Source organism: Nocardioides sp. AX2bis (genome assembly GCF_902506435.1).
GTDB lineage: Bacteria > Actinomycetota > Actinomycetes > Propionibacteriales > Nocardioidaceae > Nocardioides.
The window spans coordinates 2,151,064-2,169,018 of record NZ_LR733215.1 but is presented as its reverse complement, the minus strand read 5'-3'; the positions used below and the strand labels follow the sequence as shown (position 1 = coordinate 2,169,018).

Annotated in this window: 17 protein-coding genes; 8 read left to right on the top strand and 9 right to left on the bottom strand. The window is 74.2% G+C overall.

All coding sequences use genetic code 11. The annotated features are described in order from the left end of the window. Nucleotides 1-70 precede the first annotated feature (70 nt). Nucleotides 71-370 (top strand): hypothetical protein, encoded by a 300-nt coding sequence (locus GV155_RS10370; protein WP_160007702.1) that lies wholly within the window; start codon nt 71-73, stop codon nt 368-370. Between the two features lie 68 nt (nt 371-438). Here GV155_RS10370 and GV155_RS10365 read toward each other — a convergent pair whose 3' ends face one another. The 5 genes from GV155_RS10365 to GV155_RS10345 all read right to left on the bottom strand — a co-directional run bounded on the left by GV155_RS10365 (nt 439) and on the right by GV155_RS10345 (nt 4,169). After that, nucleotides 439-765: a hypothetical protein gene (locus GV155_RS10365; RefSeq protein WP_160007700.1), complete on the bottom strand. Its 327-nt coding sequence runs from the start codon at nt 763-765 to the stop codon at nt 439-441. A 77-nt stretch (nt 766-842) separates the two neighbouring features. Continuing rightward, complete coding sequence (locus GV155_RS10360) at nt 843-1,367, bottom strand: SGNH/GDSL hydrolase family protein (protein WP_160007698.1); 525 nt, start codon at nt 1,365-1,367, stop codon at nt 843-845. A gap of 25 nt (nt 1,368-1,392) precedes the next feature. Then, nucleotides 1,393-2,565, bottom strand: coding sequence for a GDSL-type esterase/lipase family protein (locus GV155_RS10355; RefSeq protein ID WP_160007696.1), 1,173 nt, complete (start codon nt 2,563-2,565; stop codon nt 1,393-1,395). Next, nucleotides 2,562-3,140 (bottom strand): TetR/AcrR family transcriptional regulator, encoded by a 579-nt coding sequence (locus GV155_RS10350; RefSeq protein ID WP_160007694.1) that lies wholly within the window; start codon nt 3,138-3,140, stop codon nt 2,562-2,564. Before GV155_RS10350 ends, GV155_RS10355 begins: the two co-directional genes overlap by 4 nt. A 216-nt stretch (nt 3,141-3,356) precedes the next feature. After that, a complete protein-coding gene (locus GV155_RS10345) occupies nt 3,357-4,169 on the bottom strand; it encodes an alpha/beta fold hydrolase (protein ID WP_160007692.1) in 813 nt (270 codons plus the stop codon). A gap of 59 nt (nt 4,170-4,228) precedes the next feature. On the opposite strand from GV155_RS10345, the gene GV155_RS10340 reads away from it, so the two are divergent. Continuing rightward, complete coding sequence (locus GV155_RS10340; protein ID WP_160007690.1) at nt 4,229-5,053, top strand: methyltransferase domain-containing protein; 825 nt, start codon at nt 4,229-4,231, stop codon at nt 5,051-5,053. 74 nt (nt 5,054-5,127) lie between these two features. On the opposite strand, the gene GV155_RS10335 is transcribed toward GV155_RS10340, so the two are convergent. Next, complete coding sequence (locus GV155_RS10335) at nt 5,128-6,009, bottom strand: aldo/keto reductase (RefSeq protein WP_160007688.1); 882 nt, start codon at nt 6,007-6,009, stop codon at nt 5,128-5,130. A gap of 147 nt (nt 6,010-6,156) precedes the next feature. Between GV155_RS10335 and GV155_RS10330 the strand changes: the two genes are divergently transcribed. The 3 genes from GV155_RS10330 (at nt 6,157) to GV155_RS10320 (ending at nt 11,300) form a co-directional block, all read left to right on the top strand. Beyond that, complete coding sequence (locus GV155_RS10330) at nt 6,157-8,496, top strand: ATP-binding protein (protein WP_160007686.1); 2,340 nt, start codon at nt 6,157-6,159, stop codon at nt 8,494-8,496. Nucleotides 8,497-8,571: 75 nt separating this feature from the next. Continuing rightward, nucleotides 8,572-9,999 carry a DUF1800 domain-containing protein gene (locus GV155_RS10325; RefSeq protein ID WP_160007684.1) on the top strand — a complete coding sequence of 476 codons (1,428 nt, stop codon included), beginning with the start codon at nt 8,572-8,574 and terminating at the stop codon, nt 9,997-9,999. A 5-nt stretch (nt 10,000-10,004) separates the two neighbouring features. Then, nucleotides 10,005-11,300, top strand: a complete 1,296-nt coding sequence (locus tag GV155_RS10320) for a DUF1501 domain-containing protein (protein ID WP_160007682.1) — start codon at nt 10,005-10,007, stop codon at nt 11,298-11,300. A gap of 16 nt (nt 11,301-11,316) precedes the next feature. On the opposite strand, the gene GV155_RS10315 is transcribed toward GV155_RS10320, so the two are convergent. Further along, entirely contained in the window at nt 11,317-12,345 is a 1,029-nt protein-coding gene (locus GV155_RS10315) for a zinc-dependent alcohol dehydrogenase family protein (protein ID WP_160007680.1), read from the bottom strand. A 92-nt stretch (nt 12,346-12,437) separates the two neighbouring features. Here GV155_RS10315 and GV155_RS10310 point away from each other — a divergent pair, with 92 nt between their 5' ends. Beyond that, complete coding sequence (locus GV155_RS10310; RefSeq protein ID WP_160007678.1) at nt 12,438-13,964, top strand: helix-turn-helix domain-containing protein; 1,527 nt, start codon at nt 12,438-12,440, stop codon at nt 13,962-13,964. Nucleotides 13,965-13,985: 21 nt separating this feature from the next. On the opposite strand, the gene GV155_RS10305 is transcribed toward GV155_RS10310, so the two are convergent. After that, complete coding sequence (locus tag GV155_RS10305) at nt 13,986-14,885, bottom strand: alpha/beta fold hydrolase (RefSeq protein ID WP_160007676.1); 900 nt, start codon at nt 14,883-14,885, stop codon at nt 13,986-13,988. Further along, the gene (locus GV155_RS10300; RefSeq protein ID WP_160007674.1) at nt 14,882-15,631 is read right to left on the bottom strand and encodes a 3-hydroxybutyrate dehydrogenase; all 750 of its coding nucleotides are present in this window, start codon (nt 15,629-15,631) and stop codon (nt 14,882-14,884) included. Before GV155_RS10300 ends, GV155_RS10305 begins: the two co-directional genes overlap by 4 nt. Nucleotides 15,632-15,746: 115 nt before the next feature. On the opposite strand from GV155_RS10300, the gene GV155_RS10295 reads away from it, so the two are divergent. Both GV155_RS10295 and GV155_RS10290 read left to right on the top strand, forming a co-directional pair. Further along, the gene (locus GV155_RS10295; RefSeq protein WP_236554245.1) at nt 15,747-16,535 is read left to right on the top strand and encodes a glycerophosphodiester phosphodiesterase family protein; all 789 of its coding nucleotides are present in this window, start codon (nt 15,747-15,749) and stop codon (nt 16,533-16,535) included. Beyond that, a complete protein-coding gene (locus GV155_RS10290; protein ID WP_201300133.1) occupies nt 16,532-17,896 on the top strand; it encodes an MFS transporter in 1,365 nt (454 codons plus the stop codon). The genes GV155_RS10295 and GV155_RS10290 overlap by 4 nt, the downstream gene beginning before the upstream one ends. The last annotated feature ends 59 nt before the right edge of the window (nt 17,897-17,955 follow it).

The window sequence follows — 17,955 nt, the reverse complement described above, 5'->3', positions numbered from 1 at the left end:
GCCATCGGGCTCTGGGTGGTCGTGGTCTTGCTGAACCTCGAGGCCCTCACGAAACGGTTGGCGCGGCGCGGTGTCGTTCGTCGGCAGCGCGATGGTCTACGCGGTCATCGCGTACATGGTGGGCTCGCGGCAGGACCGCGACCACGTGGCTTTCTGGCGGTCACTGCTGGTGGCGTGGGTGTTCATCGTGGCCGCGACCGTCGCATGGACGATCTATCTCTCGGTCGCCGACGGCGAGATCGCGTGGCGCGCGGCCGAGTCGCTGATTCTTCAGGGGCTGCTGATGGCTCTGGTCGTCTCTGCCTACCTACGGACCAGTGCGGGGCGGCCCTGGCGATCGACGCCGGACGACGCTCCGACCGGAGCCTGAGTACGACACCGTTGTCATTCACGGTCGGGGCCCACGAGGGTGCCGGGCTGACTCTATCTGACATAATGTCACTTATCGGCACTATGTGGATCGGGGTCGACCCAGGCGTCTGGCACGTTCTTCCTCTGGTGGATCCGGACCAAGACGACAGCAGCCACGACGGCGCCGACACTGGCCACGACCGCGCCGACCTCCCGACCGTCTCGCACGGCATCGACCGCCAGGATCACGAACCACGCCAGGAACAGACCGACCTGGATGGCGCGTACGCGTCCGCTGACTTCTACCGGCGGGTCGGTGTGCTCCTCCCGGGCCCTGCGGTGCTGGGCGACCAGCACCAGCACGGCGCCGACGACGAGCACCGCCGCGGCCGCGGTGAAGACGACCTCGCTCACCGACCGGCCCTCCACTCTTCATCGACCATCGCGACCACCACCCGTGACATAACGTGCAGGCATCTCACGTCACCGGCTCAGCCGGCCGCATCCTCGACCGCGTCAGCGATCGCCGGCACCAGCAGCGCGTACCCCGCCGCCGACAGGTGCACCCCGTCGTCGACGAACGCCTCCGACCCCAGCCGGGCGATCACCCGCGGGGTGTCGACCAGCTCGGCGCCGGCCTCCCCGAGGACGACTCCCCCGACCCGCTGGTAGCGCGCGAGCAGCCCGTTGGCCCCGTCCATCTCGGGCTCCATCCGCAGCTCGTCGACCCCTGGCGGCGCGACGTGCACCCACCGGTACGGCTGCACCGACTCGACCAGCCGCTCCAGCTGCACCCGGAAGTCGTCCGGGTCCACCTCGTTCCACGGTGCGGCGTCGTTGGTGCCGACCGAGACCACGGCGACGTCGCGCGGGCCCACCCCGACCGACTGGGCCTGCGCGAGCACGTCGGCTGCGACCGATCCGCCCACCGCGGCATTGACGACGTCGTCGCCGAGCCGGTCGAGGTCGTCGGTGATCCGGGCCAGGTGGCTGTCGCCGAGCAGCACGATGCGCATCGCCGGACCGTACCGACCCCGGGCCTCAGGGTGTGAACGCACCGCCGTCGCCGAAGACCTGCTCCGCGAACCGTTCGCCGATCGAGCGGTGTGCCTCCGGGCCCGGGTGCAGCCCGTCGGCCAGCGGCATCAGGTCGTGGTCGCCCGCGCCGTAGAGGTCCAGCCCGCTCACCAGGTGCAGGTGCGGGTCCTCGGCCTGCCGCTGGGCGACGACCGCCGCCAGCTCCTCCCGCACGACCCGCAGCGTGAGCCGTCCCGACGCGACGTCGGCCGGGTCGCCGGTGGCGAGGAACCCCGCGCGACCCTCCGCGAAGGCGGCCGGGTCGGGCGCCGCCGGGCCCGGGGTGTCCTCGTGCATCGGCGCCAGCACCGGCGTCACCACCACCAGCGGCACGTCGGGGTGCCCGTCGCGGATCGTGTCCAGGAACCCGTGCACGGCCGGCCCGAACGCCCGCCGGCGCATCAGGTCGAGGTTCACGACGTTGATCCCGAGCTTCACGCTGACCAGGTCGGCCGGGGTGTCCCGCATCGCTCGCGCGGTGAACGGGTCCAGCAGCGCGCTGCCGCCGAGCCCGAGGTTCACCAGCTCGGCGCCGCCGAGCCGTGCTGCGACGACCGGCCAGGTCCCCGTGGGGCTGGTCGCGTTCGACCCGTGGCTGATCGAGCTGCCGTGGTGCAGCCAGGTCCGGCGCCCGGACGGCGGCGAGGGCGACACCGCGGCGTCGGAGCACAGCGTCGACACGATCGTCGTCTCGTCGTGCGGCAGCCAGATCTCGACGTCCTTCTCCCCCGGCCCGAGCCCGTCGACGCGCAGCGTCCCGGCAGGTCCTTCCCGGAGCGCAACCTGCCCCGTCCTCATGTCGATCTCCAGGACGTCGCCGCCGGTCACGCTCCCCTGCGCGACCAGGCCCCCGTCGACGACGACGTCGTAGACGCCGTCCGGACGCGGTGGCAGGCCGGTGTAGACGCGCTTGGTCGGCACGGTGTCGAGCTCGAGGACCGAGGCGGTCGTCCGCAGCGCCAGGCGTACGCCGGCCGGCTGGCTCTCGGCCAGCGCCAGCTGCGGGTCCGCGCACTGCGCCCGGGCCCGCGCCGGCAGCCGGTGCGGGAGCAGGCCGCGCGGCGTCTGCTCGACCTCGAGCGCCCCGCGCAGCAGCTCGGCGGTGACCGGCGTCGTCACCCACGTCCGGTCCGTCATGACCGCCCCTCCCCCGGCCAGGTCCGCAGCAGGTGGTCCAGCGCGTCGACGACGCGCTCCCAGCTGGTGGCGGCGTCCGGCGCGCTGTGGTCGAACCCACCGGCGAGCTCCAGGCTGCTCCACCCGTGGAACAGGCTGCCGAGCAGGCGTACGGCGTGGGTCGCGTCGGGCTCCTTCAGGTCGTAGCCGCGCAGCAGCGCCCGTGTCATCGCGGCGTGCCGGGGGCCCGCGCTGGCAACGGCCGTGGCGGTGTCCATCGGCAGGCGTGCCGCGGCGTACCGCCCGGGGTGCTCGCGGGCGTACCCCCGGTAGCTGCCGCCCAGCGCAGCCAGCGCCTCCCGGCCCGACCTGCCTGCCAGCGCCTCCGCCGACCGGTCGGCCATCTCCTCCAGCGCCAGCAGCGCGATCTGCGTGCGGAGGTCGGCGGAGCCCGCGACGTGGGAGTACAGACTCGGGGTCGCCACCCCGAGCCGTCGGGCCAAGTCGGAGACGGTGACCCGGTCGAAACCCACCTCGTCGGCAAGCTCCGCCCCGGCCTCGGCCACCCGGCGTGTCGTCAGCCCCACTCGCTCCATGCCGATCAGCCTAACACCATTAGGCAAAAGCCGAACTGCATGAGGTGGCGCAGGGTCTCGTGACGCTCGCTGCGCTCGCTCCTCGACCATCGTGGTGCTGGGTCTCGTGACGCTCGCTGCGCTCGCTCCTCGACCATCGTGGTGCTGGCGCACGTCCTGGCGGGTCCGGCCGGTTCCGGGTCGACCTGGCACCGGTGCTGCAGCCCTGGCCCCGCCTCAGCGGTCAGCGGCGGTGAGGAACACCCGCAGCGCCGAGACGAACGCCTCCGGCTTCTCCGAGTGCACCCAGTGCCCGGCGCCCTTGATCGTGACCAGGGTGGTGCGGGGGAAGAGCCGCCGCATCGCCGGCTCGTGCTCGGGCAGCACGTAGCGAGACCGCTCCCCCGCCATCCACAGCACCGGGTGGTCGAAGGTCGAGTCGAGGTCGGGGAAGCCGCCGATGTCGGCCAGCTCGCGGCGCAGCAGGTCGAGGTTGGCCTGCCACCGGAAGCCGCTGTCCCCGGACCCGGAGCGCAGGTTCTGCAGGAGGAAGCCACGGACCCGCTCGTCGTTGATCGTGCCGCGCAGCTGCTCGTCGGCGTCGCCACGCCGCTCGAGCATCGTGAGGTCCACCCCGGCCAGCGCCCCCAGCAGGTGCTCGAACTCGCCGGCGCCGTCGCTGGTGGCCGGGGAGATGTCGACGACGACCAGGCGGTCGACGAGGTCGGGGTGCGCGAGCGCCAGGACCATCGCCACCTTGCCCCCCATCGAGTGCCCGACGAGGTGCACCGGCTCCCCGCCGTACGTCGTCCGCAGCCAGGTGGCGACCACCTCGGCGACCACGACGTAGTCGGCCTCCTCGGTCCACGCCGAGCGGCCGTGGTTGGGCAGGTCGACCAGCACCGAGCGCAGGTCCGGCACGAGCGCCTTCGCGGCCTGCGTGAAGTTGCGGCCCTGCCCGAAGAGCCCGTGCAGGAAGACGACCCGCGGGCCGCTGTCGCCCACCTCGGTGGCGTGGATGGTGGGGGCGTCGTCCGCGGTGCTGCTCACCGTCCCAGCCTAGTGAGACGGGACCCGGCGGTCCCGACCCGCCGTCCTAGCCTCGACCCATGACCCCGGAGCACGTCTACACCCACGGCCACCACGAGTCCGTCCTGCGCTCGCACCGGTGGCGCACCGCGGAGAACTCCGCGGGTTACCTGCTCCCCGCGCTGGCGGAGCTGGCCGCGCGCCGTCCCGACCTGCACCTGCTCGACGTGGGCAGCGGGCCCGGCACGATCACCGCCGACCTGGCCCGCGCGGTGGCCCCGGGACGGGTCACCGCGCTCGAGGTCGGCGAGGGCGCGCTCGACCTGACCCGCCGTGAGCTGGCGTCGCAGGGCGTCACCGGGGTCGAGCTGGTCGTCGGCGACGTCCACGCCCTCGACCTGCCCGACGACAGCGTCGACGTCGTCCACGCCCACCAGGTCCTTCAGCACGTCGCCGACCCGGTGCAGGCCCTGCGCGAGATGCGCCGCGTCACGCGGCCCGGCGGCCTGGTCGCGGTGCGCGACAGCGACTACTCCGCCTTCACCTGGTGGCCCCGCGTGCCCGAGCTCGACGCGTGGCTGGACCTCTACCGCGACGCGGCCCGCGCCAACGGCGGCGAGCCGGACGCGGGCCGCCGGCTGCTGTCGTGGGCCCGCGCGGCCGGCTTCACCGACCTACGCCCGTCCTCCGCCACGTGGTGCTTCGCGACCCCGGACGACCGCGCCTGGTGGGGCGGTCTCTGGGCCGACCGGATCACCACCTCGGCGCTGGCGGACCAGCTGGTCTCGGAGGGCCGGGCCACCCGCGACGACCTCGAGCGGGTCGCCGCCGGCTGGCGGACCTGGGCGGCGGACCCGGACGGCTGGCTCTCCCTGCTGCACGGCGAGGTGCTGGCGGTCGTCTGACCGCCACCGGCAGTCGTGTGCCTGAGCACGGCCCCAGGACCGGGCTCAGGCACACGACCCGTTGCTGCGGCCGCTCAGTCGGCGTCGAGGCGCCGCAGCTCGTCGGTGCTCAGCTCGAGGTCGGCCGCCGCGGCCGAGCTCTCCACCGACTGGGGCCGCTTGGCCCCCGGGATCGGGATCACGCAGTCCGACTGCGCCAACGACCAGGCCAGCGCCACCTGCTGCGCGCTCGCCCCGCGCTCCTCGGCGACCTCGGCGAACGCGGGGTGCTTCTGCGCCAGCTCCTTGGCGTCGTTGAGCCCGCCGAGCGGGCTCCACGGCAGGAAGGCCAGGCCGAGCTCCTCGCAGACGGTGATCTCGGGCCGGCTGCTGCGGAACTTGGGCGAGAACTGGTTCTGCACGCTCACCAGGGCGTCCCCCAGGACCTCGTGCGCCAGCCGGATCTGCTCGGGGTCGGCGTTGGACAGCCCGACCATCGCGACCTTGCCCGACTCGTGGATCTCCCGCAGCGTGCCCACGACCTCCTCGTAGGGCACCTCCGGGTCGGGACGGTGGTGCTGCCACAGGGCGATCTGGTCGACGCCGAGGCGCTGCAGGCTCGCGTCGACGGCCGAGCGGAGGTGCTCGGCCGAGGAGTCCAGACCCCAGTCGCCGCCCTCCGTACGCACGTGCCCGCCCTTGGTGGCCAGCAGGACCTGGTCGCGCACCCCGAGCTCGTCGAGCAGGCCCGCGACGAGGGACTCGTTCTGCCCCTGGGCGCCGGCGCCCGCGTCACCGTGGCCGTAGGCGTCGGCGGTGTCGAAGAGGGTCACCCCGCGGTCGAGCGCGGTGCGGATCGTGTCGAGCAGCTGCTGGCGGGGGGCTGCCCCGGACTGGTCGAAGGTCATCAGACCCAGCCCGATCGCGCCCACCTGGACGTGGCCGACGGAGTCGTTGCCGAGGTGTCGTGTCTTCATCCCCCTGTCCTACCGCCCTCCCCCCGGGGTCGCCTCACCCGGGGCGCGCACCACGAGTGCCAGGCGACCCTGGTCGGGAGGACCACCGGTGAGCCATGATGTGGCCGTCCCGACGCCGTGGAACCACCCCCCAGCGACAGGCAGTCCATGACGATCCTCAGTGCCCGCCCGCGCCGTCGCGCCCGCGCGGACCCGACGCCGGGGCCGGCGCCGCTGGGGCGCGGCGCGGACGGGCCCGTCGCCTCCGACCCAGACCGGCCGGCACCGGCGTACGCCGCCGGAGGACCCGCGGCGGCCGTGCCACCGGTTCCCCCGACGTCCCCGCGGACCGGGCCGGGCGGGGACCCCTCCCGCACGGCCTGGCCACCACGAGGGGGCGCCGGTCGGTGGGCCGTCACCGCCGCCGGCGCGCTGGGCTTCCTGGTCTTCGCCTACCTGGGCCGGCTCACCGTGCCCGAGGGCGAGTCGCTGGCGCTGATCTGGCCGGCCAACGGCGTGATCGCGGTGTGGTTCGCGGTGCTCGGCTGGCGACGCTCCCTGGTCGTCGACGGGGCCGTGCTCTTCCTCGCTGCCGCGAGCGTCAACCTCGCCACCGGCGCCACCTGGCCGCTCTCCCGGGACCTCGGCCTGGTCGCGGTGTCGCTCGGCCTGGTCTTCTCCGGCGTGCTCGGCCTCGTCGCACCCCGGCTCCGCGGCCCACGCTCGGCCGACGACGGCCCCACCCTGCGCGCCGGCCGGGACGTGGCGTTCGTGCTGGTCGCCGGGGTGTCGTCGTGCCTGCTCTCGGCCCTGGTGGCCTTCGAGATCACCTGGGAGCCGCTGCTGCGCGGCGACCCGGCTCCCGGGCTCGAGCTCGCCGTCCGCAACCTGGCCGGCGTCATCGCGATCGTCCCGGTCGTGCTGCTCGCCCGCGACCGGTGGCTGCTGCGCCGCGCCCGGCGCGCGACACCGATCGCCGCGCGAGCCGCGACGTCCGACCGGCCCCTGGGGACCGTCCGCGACAGCCCGGTCGAGCTGCTGGCGCTCTACTCCGTCACCGCGGGGCTGGTGGTGGTGGTCCTCACCACCCAGGACCGGCTGCCCCTGGCGTTCCTGGTGCTGGCGACCAGCGTCTGGGCGGGGCTGCGGCTCAGCCCGTTGGGGGCCAACGTGCACGCCGTCCTCCTCGCGAGCGCGGTCGTGGTCTCGGCGGTCCTCGGCCTGGGTGGCTTCGTGCCGCTGGGCCCGGCCCGCGACGCCGCCTCGGTCACCCAGCTCTGGGTGGCCTTCGTGGTCGCGCTGACCATGGTGCTGGCCCTCGACGCCGCCGAGCGTCGTCGGCTCAACGCGGACCTCGTCGCCGCCCGATCGGGCGCTGCGGACCAGGCCGAGACGCTGTCCCGGGTGCTCGGGGCGATGGCGGAGGGTGTCCTGCTCGTCGCCGACGACGGCACGGTGCTGCTGCGCAACGACGCCGGTGTGAGGCTGACCGGGGGCGGCGCGGCCGCGGTCGGGACCCACGTCGACCACCGCCGGATGAAGGTGCTGCGCCCCGACGGCAAGGAGACGAGCATCGAGGCCCTGCTGCGCACCCAGTCCGAGCGCGCCGCCGACCACCCCGACAGCGTCTCGGAGCCCCAGGACCTCGTCGTGGTCCCCGCCGACGGTGGCGAGTCCCGGCGTCTGGAGGTCCGGGCCACCGCGGTCAGCGTCGGCGGCGGCCGGCGGGCCACCCTCGTCGTCTACCACGACGTCACGGCCGAACGCCGCGAGCGTGACGGCCTCGCCTCCTTCGCCGGGGTCGTCGCGCACGACCTGGTCAGCCCCCTCAGCACGGTCTCGGGCTGGACGGAGGTGCTCGCCACCCAGGTCGCCGCACTGGCCGGCGAGGACCCCGTGCCGCCGACCGCAGCACGCGCGCTGGCCCGGATCGGGACCGCGACCAGCGGGATGCACGACCTCATCGACGACCTGCTCACCTTCGTCACCGCGCGCGACGCCACCCTGGCCCGCGACGCGGTGGACCTCGGCGCGATCGCCGCCGACGTCGCGGCCCGCTGGTCGGAGGAGCCGGTCGGCGGTGGCCGGCCCCGGATCGAGGTCGGGGCGGTCCCCCCGGTCGCCGGGGACGCCGGCCAGCTGCGGCAGGTGCTGGACAACCTCGTCGGGAACGCGGTGAAGTACGTCGCCGACGGTGTGGTCCCGGTCGTCACCGTCGAGGGACGCCGCACCGACGACGTGGTCGTCGTCGAGGTCGCCGACAACGGCATCGGCGTTCCCCACGACCAGCTCGACGCCGTCTTCGACGCCTTCCACCGGGTGCACGCGGGGGACTACCGCGGCACCGGCCTGGGGCTGTCGATCGTGCGCAGCACCGTGGAGCGGCACGGCGGCACGGTCGTGGCCGACCACCTCCCCAGCGGCGGAACCGTCTTCCGGCTCACGCTCCCCGCCGCTCCCGACGGCGTCGTCCCCGCACGCGAGGTCCCCCGCCCGCACCCCGCCTGACCTGCACCGCGGTACGCCGCCACCTGCCTGTCGCGCGCCCTCAACACCGGCCCCCGGCGTGCCGATGACTCCCCCGTGAAGCTTCTTGCCCCCGAGCAGCGCCTCCTGGCCGCCCGGTTCTCCTACGGGCTGACCCCGGCCCTGGCCTCGCAGGTCCGTCGCGCCGGCGGTGCCCGGACCTGGTTCGACCAGCAGCTCGCCGCCCCCGTCGAGGACCCGGCCGCTGACGAGTGCCAGGGCTGGTGGGGCCACCTGTCGTGGGACCCGGTCCGGTTGTGGCGCGACAGCGCCAGCCACCAGTTCGCCTACGACTACCAGCGCTACGTGCTGTGCCGCCGGATCCGTGCCGACCGCCAGGTCCGTGAGGTGATGACCGAGTTCTGGGAGCAGCTGCTCAACGTCCCCACCATCGGCGGCGAGACGTCGTACGTCCACCGCCGCGGCTACGGCGACACCCTGCGGTCGCTGGCCTTCACCTCGTTCGCCGAGATCCTGCGCGCCGCGGTCCTGCACCCGGCGATGCTGGTCTACCTCGACAACGCCCGCTCCACCGCCCGCCAGCCCAACGAGAACCTCGGCCGGGAGCTCCTCGAGCTGCACACCGTCGGCCTGGGCGCCTACACCGAGGCCGAGGTCAAGGACTCGGCGCGGATCCTCACCGGGTGGGCGGTCGACACCATCGAGGGGAACCCGAGCCCGACCTGGGCGGCGTCCTACCGCCCCGACCACCACGCCACCGGCACGGTGTCGGTCCTCGGCTTCACGCACGGCAACAAGGCCCAGGACGGGCGCGCGGTGACCGAGGCCTACCTCGCGCACCTGGCCCGGCACCCGCTCACGGCCCGACGCCTGGCCCGGCGGCTGGCCGTCAAGTTCGTGCGCGACGACCCGTCCGAGGCCTTCGTCGACCGGCTGGCCCAGGTCTACCTCGACCACGACACCGCGGTCGTGCCCGTCCTGCAGGCGCTGGTCGACTCCCCCGACTTCGCAGCCTCCGCCGGGCGCAAGGTCCGCGACCCCGCCGAGGACCTGGTCGCGACCTACCGGCTCACCCGGACCCGGATCGCCCGCCCCACGCGACAGACCTCCGCGGCCAACGCGATCCTCTGGCAGGCCCGGTCGATGGGCCTGATGCCCCTGGCCTGGCCCCGACCCGACGGCGCACCGATCGGCAACGACGCCTGGTGCAACCCCGCCCGGATGCTCGCCTCGTACCGGATCCACCACGTCGTCGGCGGCGGCTACTACCCGAACGACGACATCACCTACCGACGGCAGCGCGCCTGGCTGCCGCGGCTGCCCGCGACCTTCGAGCAGGTGGTCGACCACCTCGCGAACCAGCTGCTCCACCGCCGCGCGACGCCCGCGCTGGTCCGGGCCTGCTGCCAGGTGATGGACAGCTCGCCGTCCGAGAAGGTCACCCGTGACCACAAGCTCCTGCGCTACGGCATGCCCCGCGTGCTGCTGACCGTCCTCGACTCCCCCGAACACTTCCTCCGGTGACCCCCATGACGACGACCTCCCCCCTCCCCGCCGCCGACGGCTGCGGCTGCCCCGAGTACGCCGGGCTCTCGCGCCGCGGGGTGCTCGGCCTCGGTGCCGGCCTGGTCGGGGCCACCACCGCCACCACCGCCACCACCATGGTCGGCGATGCCGTCCTGCAGACCGCGCGGGCCGCCAGCGGCACCGCCCGCAACACCCTGGTCGTGCTCTCCCTGCGCGGCGCGGCCGACGGGCTGTCGATGGTGGTCCCGCACGGTGACCCCGCCTACTACAAGGCCCGGCCGAGGATCGGGGTGCAGCCGGAGAGGCTCTGGGGCAGCGACGGGTTCTTCGGGTGGCACCCGGCGCTGAAGCCGCTCCAGGGTCTGTGGGCCCAGGGCCGCCTCGCCGCGGTCCAGGCCGTCGGGCTGCCGGCTCCCAACCGGTCGCACTTCTCGGCCATGGAGGAGGTCGAGGACGCCGCCCCCGGCTCGACCACCCGCGCCGGCTGGCTGAACCGGCTGGTCGGCCTCGAGGACCGGACCACCCCGCTGCGCGCGGTCAACCTCGACGCCGGCGCCCTGCCCTCCAGCCTGGTCGGCCCGACCCCCGCGATGAGCACCGAGGACGTCGACAGCGTCGTCGTCGCCGGCGGCGGCGACCCGCGACAGCGGGAGTCGTCGCTGCGCACGCTGTGGGGCGGGCGCGACGACGCCCTGGGCCGCGCCGCACAGATGGCGCTCGGGGCCGTCGCCGACTTCGCACCGGCCCGTCAGACCACGGCCCGGCCGCAGAACGGTGCCCGCTACCCCTCCGGCGACCTCGGGGGCGCCATGGCCACGGCGGCCCGCATCATCCGCGGGGACGTCGGCACCGAGGTGCTCACCGTCGACCACGGCAGCTGGGACATGCACGCCCAGCTCGGCACCGTCGACTCGGGCCTGATGCAGCGCAGCTGCGCCGAGCTGGCCCAGGCGATCGCCGCCTTCTTCACCGACCTGGGCCCGCGCGCCGGGACGGTCACCCTGGTGACGCTGACCGAGTTCGGGCGCCGGATCGTGGAGAACCCGAACCGCGGCCTGGACCACGGGTTCGGCAGCATGATGATGCTGGCCGGCGCGGGCGTGCGCGGCGGCCGGTTCTACGGCCGGTTCCCCGACCTCGGCACCCAGGCCTACTCCGACCTCACCGTCACCACCGACTACCGCAGCGTGCTCGCCGAGGTGGTCTCGACCCGGTTCGGTGCGAGCACGGCCTCGGTCTTCCCCGGCTTCAGCGGGCCGACCCTGGGCGCGATGACGAACAGCGTCGGCTCCGGCTGACCCGACCCGCGAGAGGTCAGGGCCGCAGCATGACCTTGACCGCCCGACGCTCGTCCATCGCGCGGTAGCCCTCGGCGACGTCGGCCAGCGGCAGGGTCAGGTCGAAGACCAGGCCCGGGTCGATCTCGCGGGAGGTGACCAGGTCGAGCAGCTGCGGCAGGTAGCGGCGCACGGGCGCCATCCCGCCGGCCAGGCCGACGTTCTTGGAGAACATCCGGCGGACCGGCAGCTCGACGCCGTGGGGCACCCCGACGAACCCGACGGTCGAGCCAGGTCGGGCCACGTCGAAGGCGGTCCGCATCGCCTGGTCGGTGCCCACGCACTCGAGCACCGCGTCGGCGCCGAGGCCGCCGGTGATCTCCAGCACCGCCTCCAGCGCCTCGTCCCCGCGTCCGGCGACCACGTGGGTCGCACCGAAGGCGCGGGCGATGTCCTGGCGGGGCTGGTGGCGCGAGAGCGCGACCACCTTCTCCGCACCCATCACCGAGGCCGCCAGCACCCCGCACAGCCCGACCGCGCCGTCGCCGACCACGACGGCCGTACCGCCCTGCGCGACGCCGGCGCTGACCGCGGCGTGCCACCCCGTCGGCATCACGTCGGACAGCGCGAGCAGCGAGGGCAGCAGCTCCTCGTCGACGGTGCCGCCGGAGGCGCCGGGCACGGCGACCAGGCTGCCGTCGGCCTGGGTGACGCGGGCCAGCTCGGCCTGGCCGCTGCGGGTCATCCCGAGGTTGGTGCACGCCGACTGCACGCCGGCCCGGCAGTGCGCACAGGTGTTGTCGCAGTGGCAGAACGGCACGACGACCACGTCGCCGACCCGGAACGAGCCGACCTCGGAGCCGACCTCCTCGACCACGCCCACGCACTCGTGGCCGATGGTGGCGCCCTCGGTGATGTCGTTCTCGCCGCGGTAGGGCCACAGGTCGGAGCCGCAGATGCACCCGGCCAGCACCCTCACCACCGCGTCGGTCGGGAGCTCGACCGCGGCGTCGGGGACCTCGGAGAGACGGATGTCGCGGGGGGCGTGGATCGTCGTGGCGCGCATGCCGACCACGATGCCACCCCACGCCGCGGGTGATCACGCGCACCCCCGCGTGCCGTCTTGCCCTATCTCACATGTGAGTTAGCGTGGTCGGCATGTCTCTCGACTACAAGGGCCGCATCGGCAACCTGATCCGCGACGCCCGCCAGCACCGCGGGCTGACGCAGCAGCAGCTCGCCGAGCTCCTGTCCACCAGCCAGAGCGCCATCAACCGGATCGAGAAGGGACACCAGAACCTCTCCCTGGAGATGCTCGCCCGGATCGGCGAGGCCCTCGACTCCGAGATCGTCGCCCTCGGCGGCGGCCCCGTGCACCTGCGGGTGACCGGCCCCACCACGCTCTCGGGCACGATCGCGGTCAAGACCTCCAAGAACGCCGGGGTGGCGCTGCTGTGCGCCTCGCTGCTCAACCGGGGCCGCACCACGCTGCGCAAGGTCGCCCGGATCGAGGAGGTCAACCGGCTGCTCGAGGTGCTCTCCAGCCTCGGCGTGCAGACCCGCTGGCTCGGCGACTCCGGTGACCTCGAGATCATCCCGCCCCGGGAGCTCGACCTGGAGCACATCGACGAGGCCGCGGCCCGTCGTACCCGCTCGGTGATCATGTTCCTGGGCCCGCTGCTGCACCGCTCCGAGAGCTTCGACCTGCCGTACGCCGGTGGGTGCAACCTCGGCACGCGCACCGTCGAGCCCCACATGTCCGCCCTGCGCCCGTTCGGGCTCGAGGTCAAGGCGACCGACGGGTCGTACCACGCCAGCGTCGACCGGGCGATCGTGCCGGGCCGCCCGATCGTGCTCACCGAGCGCGGCGACACCGTCACCGAGAACGCCCTGATGGCCGCCGCCCTGCACCCGGGCGAGACCGTCATCCGCAACGCCTCGTCGAACTACATGGTCCAGGACCTCTGCTTCTTCCTGCAGCGCCTCGGCGTGCAGATCGACGGCGTCGGCACCACCACGCTGCGGGTCACCGGCTGCGAGTCGATCGACGTCGACGTCGACTACTCCCCCAGCGAGGACCCGATCGAGGCCATGTCGCTGCTGGCCGCGGCGATCGTGACGAGGTCCGAGATCACCATCGAGCGGTGCCCGATCGAGTTCCTCGAGATCGAGCTGGCGCTGCTGGAGGAGATGGGCTTCCTCTACGACCGCACCGAGGAGTACCCCGCGGCCAACGGCCACACGCGCCTGGTCGACCTCACCACGAAGGCCTCGGCGCTGCACGCCCCGCTCGACAAGATCCACCCGATGCCGTTCCCGGGCCTCAACATCGACAACCTGCCGTTCTTCGCGGTGATCGCGGCGGTGGCCGAGGGCCAGACCTTCCTGCACGACTGGGTCTACGAGAACCGGGCGATCTACCTGACCGACCTCAACAAGCTCGGCGGCAACGTCAAGCTGCTCGACCCGCACCGGGTGATGATCGAGGGCCCGACCAGCTTCACCGGATCCGAGCTGGTCTGCCCGCCGGCGCTGCGTCCGGCCGTGGTGATCCTGCTGGCGATGCTGGCCTCCAAGGGCACCTCGGTGCTGCGCAGCACCTACGTCATCGCCCGCGGCTACGAGGACCTCGCGGAGCGGCTCAACCAGCTCGGCGCGAACATCGAGCCGTTCCGCGACATCTGAGGCGCCTGACCGGCGCCCCGGTCACCGGTCGAGCACGGCGCGGGTCGCGGTGGCCACCGCGTCCGCGCCGCGCTCGCCCAGCAGCACGGTGTAGTGGTTGACGTCGTCGACCTCGACCGCACGCAGCTGCGGGACCGAGTCCGCGACCCCGGCGGCCGCGTCCGGCGGGTAGAGGCCACCCGGCTCGTCCATCAGCCCGCGCGGGGCGCGCAGGAACGTCACCGGCGTGCCCCGCTCGCGCAGCGCCGTCCACCCGGCCTCGTGGGCGGGACCGCCGGCCAGCTGCTGGATGTCGGTGGCCAGCGCCTCGACCCGCGTCGAGGGCGTCAGGTACGGCTCCTCCCCCTCCAGGTCGTGGTCGACATAGGCCTCCACCGCCGGGCCCCACGCCCCGGCGAAGGCGGGGTGGGCACGCCAGAAGTCGTGGTACGCCGCGCGGTCGGCGAAGGTCATCGTCAGTCGCTGCGCCGCCGGACCGAGGACGTCCTCCGGCCTCGCCCCGGGCGCCGGGGCCGGCATCGGGGGCAGCGCGAGGCCGCCGTCGACGAGCACGAGGGCCGAGACCCGGTCGGGCACGCGCCCGGCCAGCCGCACGCCGACGAAGGCGCCCATCGAGTGGCCCACGACGGCGACCCGGTCCAGACCGAGACCGTCGAGCAGCCGCTCGAGGTCGCCCGCGTGGCGGTCCAGGCCGTACGGCCCCGGGAGCGCGTTGCTGCGCCCACGACCGCGCAGGTCCGGGGCGACGAGGCGGACCTCCGGCAGGGCGGCCGCCAGCAGCGACCAGCCGGCCAGCGAGGCGGTGATCCCGTGCACCGCCAGCACCGTGGTGCCGTCCTCGGGCCCCCACTCCCCCACGGTCATCGGGCCGCCGTCGACCTCGACCGTGCGCAGCCGCGGGGCCGGCGTGGCGCCGCTCATCGGGCGGTCCACCCGCCGTCCATCGTGTAGGACGCGCCGTTGACCATGCCCGCGGAGGCCCCGCAGAGCCAGGTGACCAGGTCGGCGACGTCGTCGGGCTCGACCAGGCGCTTCACGGCGCTCTCGGTGAGCATGATCTTCTCCACGACCTGGTCCTCGGGGATGCCGTGAGTGCGGGCCTGGTCGGCGATCTGCTTCTCGACCAGCGGGGTGCGCACGTAGCCGGGGTTCACGCAGTTGCTGGTGACGCCGTGCCCGCCGCCCTCGAGCGCGGTGACCTTCGAGAGGCCCTCGAGCCCGTGCTTGGCCGAGACGTAGGCCGACTTGTACGGGCTGGCCCGCAGCCCGTGGACGCTGCTGAGGTTGACCACCCGACCGAACCCGCGCTCGTACATCCCCGGCAGCACGGCCCGGGTCAGCAGGAACGGGGCGTTCAGCATCAGGTCGACGATCAGCCGGAAGCGCGCGGGCTCGAAGTCCGGCAACGGGCTGACGGTCTGGATGCCGGCATTGTTGACCAGCACGTCGGCGTCCAGGCTGACCTCGGCCAGGGCGTCGAGGTCGGACAGGTCGACCGTCCAGGCCCGCCCGCCCACCTCGGCGGCGACCGCGGCGGCGCCGTCGCCGTCGACGTCGGCGACCACGACCTCGGCCCCCACCGCGGAGAGGGCCCGGGCGCAGGCGGCCCCGATCCCGCTGGCGGCTCCGGTGACGACGGCGGTGCGTCCGGCCAGGTCGGTGGTCATCGTGGGGTCCTCCTGCGGGTCGGTGGCCCGCACGGTGGGGCCACCGCCGGGATCGGGTCCACCCTGCCCGGTGCGGCCCGCGACGTCGACCGGGGTCGGGGTGGATACTGCCTGCGTGCCCGCCCGACCGCGTCCCCCCGGCCCGGTGCTGGCCTTCGCGCACCGCGGCGGCGCCGCCCACCCCGACCTGCTCGGGCTCGAGAACACCCTCGTCGCCTTCCAGCACGCGCGGGACCTCGGCTACACCCACCTCGAGACCGATGTGCACGCCACGTCCGACGGCGTCCTGCTGGCCTTCCACGACGCGGTGCTCGACCGGGTCACCGACCGCACCGGCCGGGTCGAGAGCCTGCCGTACGACGTCGTGCGCCACGCCCGGGTCGGCGGGCGGGAACCGGTCCCGACCTTCGCCGCCCTCCTGCGCGCGCTGCCGGGGGCGACCTTCAACGTCGACCTCAAGAGCGCCCGCGCCGGCGCGCTCCTGGCCGACCTGCTCGACGCCGAGCAGGCGTGGGACCGCGTCCTGGTCGGGTCGTTCAGCATCCCCCGTACCGCCGCCTTCCGTCGCCGCACCCGCGGCCGGGTCCGCACGGCCGCGACGCCGCCCGAGGCGGCCGCCTTCCGCTTCCTGCCCAGCGGCCGCCTGGCCCGCCTGCTGACCGGCGGCCGGGTGGCGGCGGTCCAGGTCCCGCGCCGCCGCGGTCCGGTCACCGTGGTGACCCCCGGGCTCGTACGCCGTGCCCGCGCCGCCGGCGTCCCGGTCCACGTCTGGACCGTCGACGACCCCGACGAGATGCGCGAGCTGCTCGACCTGGGCGTCGACGGCCTCTTCACCGACCGCACCGACCTGCTCCGCGACGTGCTGCGCGAGCGCGGCGCGTGGCCGACCGGGGCCGTGCGGTGAGCCGGACCGCGACCGGGACGGCGACCGGCACGGGCAGCCGACGGTTCGGCTGGCCGGTCTGGGCGTGGGGCCTGTGGGACTGGGGCTCGGCGGCCTTCAACGCCGTGATCACCACCTTCGTCTTCAGCGTCTACATCACCTCGGACTCCTTCGGGCCCGAGGCCGACACCTCGCTGGGCTGGGCGCTGGCCGGCGCGGGCGTCCTGGTGGCCGTGCTCGCCCCCGTCAGCGGGCAGCGTGCCGACCGCTCCGGGCGCCCCACCCGCTGGCTGGGGCTGAACACCCTCGTGGTGGTCGTGCTCTCGGCCGCGCTGTTCCTCGTCGAGCCCCGGGAGGACCTGCTCTGGCTCGGCCTGCTGCTGCTGGCCGCCGGCAACGTCTTCTTCGAGCTCGCCTCGGTCAACTACAACGCGCTGCTGCACCGCGTTGCGACCCCGGCCACCGTGGGCCGGGTCTCCGGGCTCGGGTGGGGCATGGGCTACCTGGGCGGCATCGTGCTGCTGCTGGTGGTCTACCTCGGTCTCATCAGCCCCGAGGTCGGCCTCTTCGGCGTCACCGACGCCGACGGCCTGGACGTCCGGGTCACGATGCTCTTCTGCGCCGGGTGGACGCTGCTGTTCTCGCTGCCGGTGCTGCTCACGCTGCGTGACGCACCGCAGGAGGCCCCGGGCCGCGCCCCGCGCGTCGGCGTGCTCGAGTCCTACCGCCGGCTCTTCGCCAGCGTCCGCGACCTGTGGCGCGAGGACCCCCGCCTGGTCCGGTTCCTCGGCGCCTCCGCGGTCTTCAGGGACGGCCTCGCCGGGGTGTTCACCTTCGGCGGGGTGCTCGCCGCCGGCACCTTCGGCTTCTCCGACGGCGACGTCATCGTCTTCGGCATCGCCGCCAACGTGGTGGCCGGCATCTCGACCATCGCCGCCGGCTGGCTCGACGACCGGCTCGGGCCCAAGCGGGTCATCGTCGGCTCGCTGGTCGCGCTGGTGGTGTCCGGCACGGCCGTCTTCGTCCTCCACGACGGGGGCCGCGGCGTCTTCTGGGGCTTCGGGCTGCTGCTCTCGGCCTTCGTCGGCCCGGCCCAGTCGGCGTCGCGGACCTTCCTGGCCCGGATCATCCCGGCCGGTCGCGAGGGCCAGGTGTTCGGGCTCTACGCCACCACCGGCCGCGCGGTCAGCTTCCTGGCCCCGGCCGCCTTCTCGGTCTCGATCCTCGCCGGCGCGGCGCTGACCGACGCCGCACGCACCGACGACGCGCAGTACTTCGGCGTCCTGGGAGTCGTGGCGGTGCTGCTGCTCGGGCTGGTGCTGATGCTCCCGGTGCACGCCGGGCCGGCGGCGGAGGAGCGCACGAGCCGGACCGCGGGGTGAGCCACCCGAGCGGTGGGGTTGGAATGTTGGAGGCCTGGGTAGCGTTGACCCGTCAACAC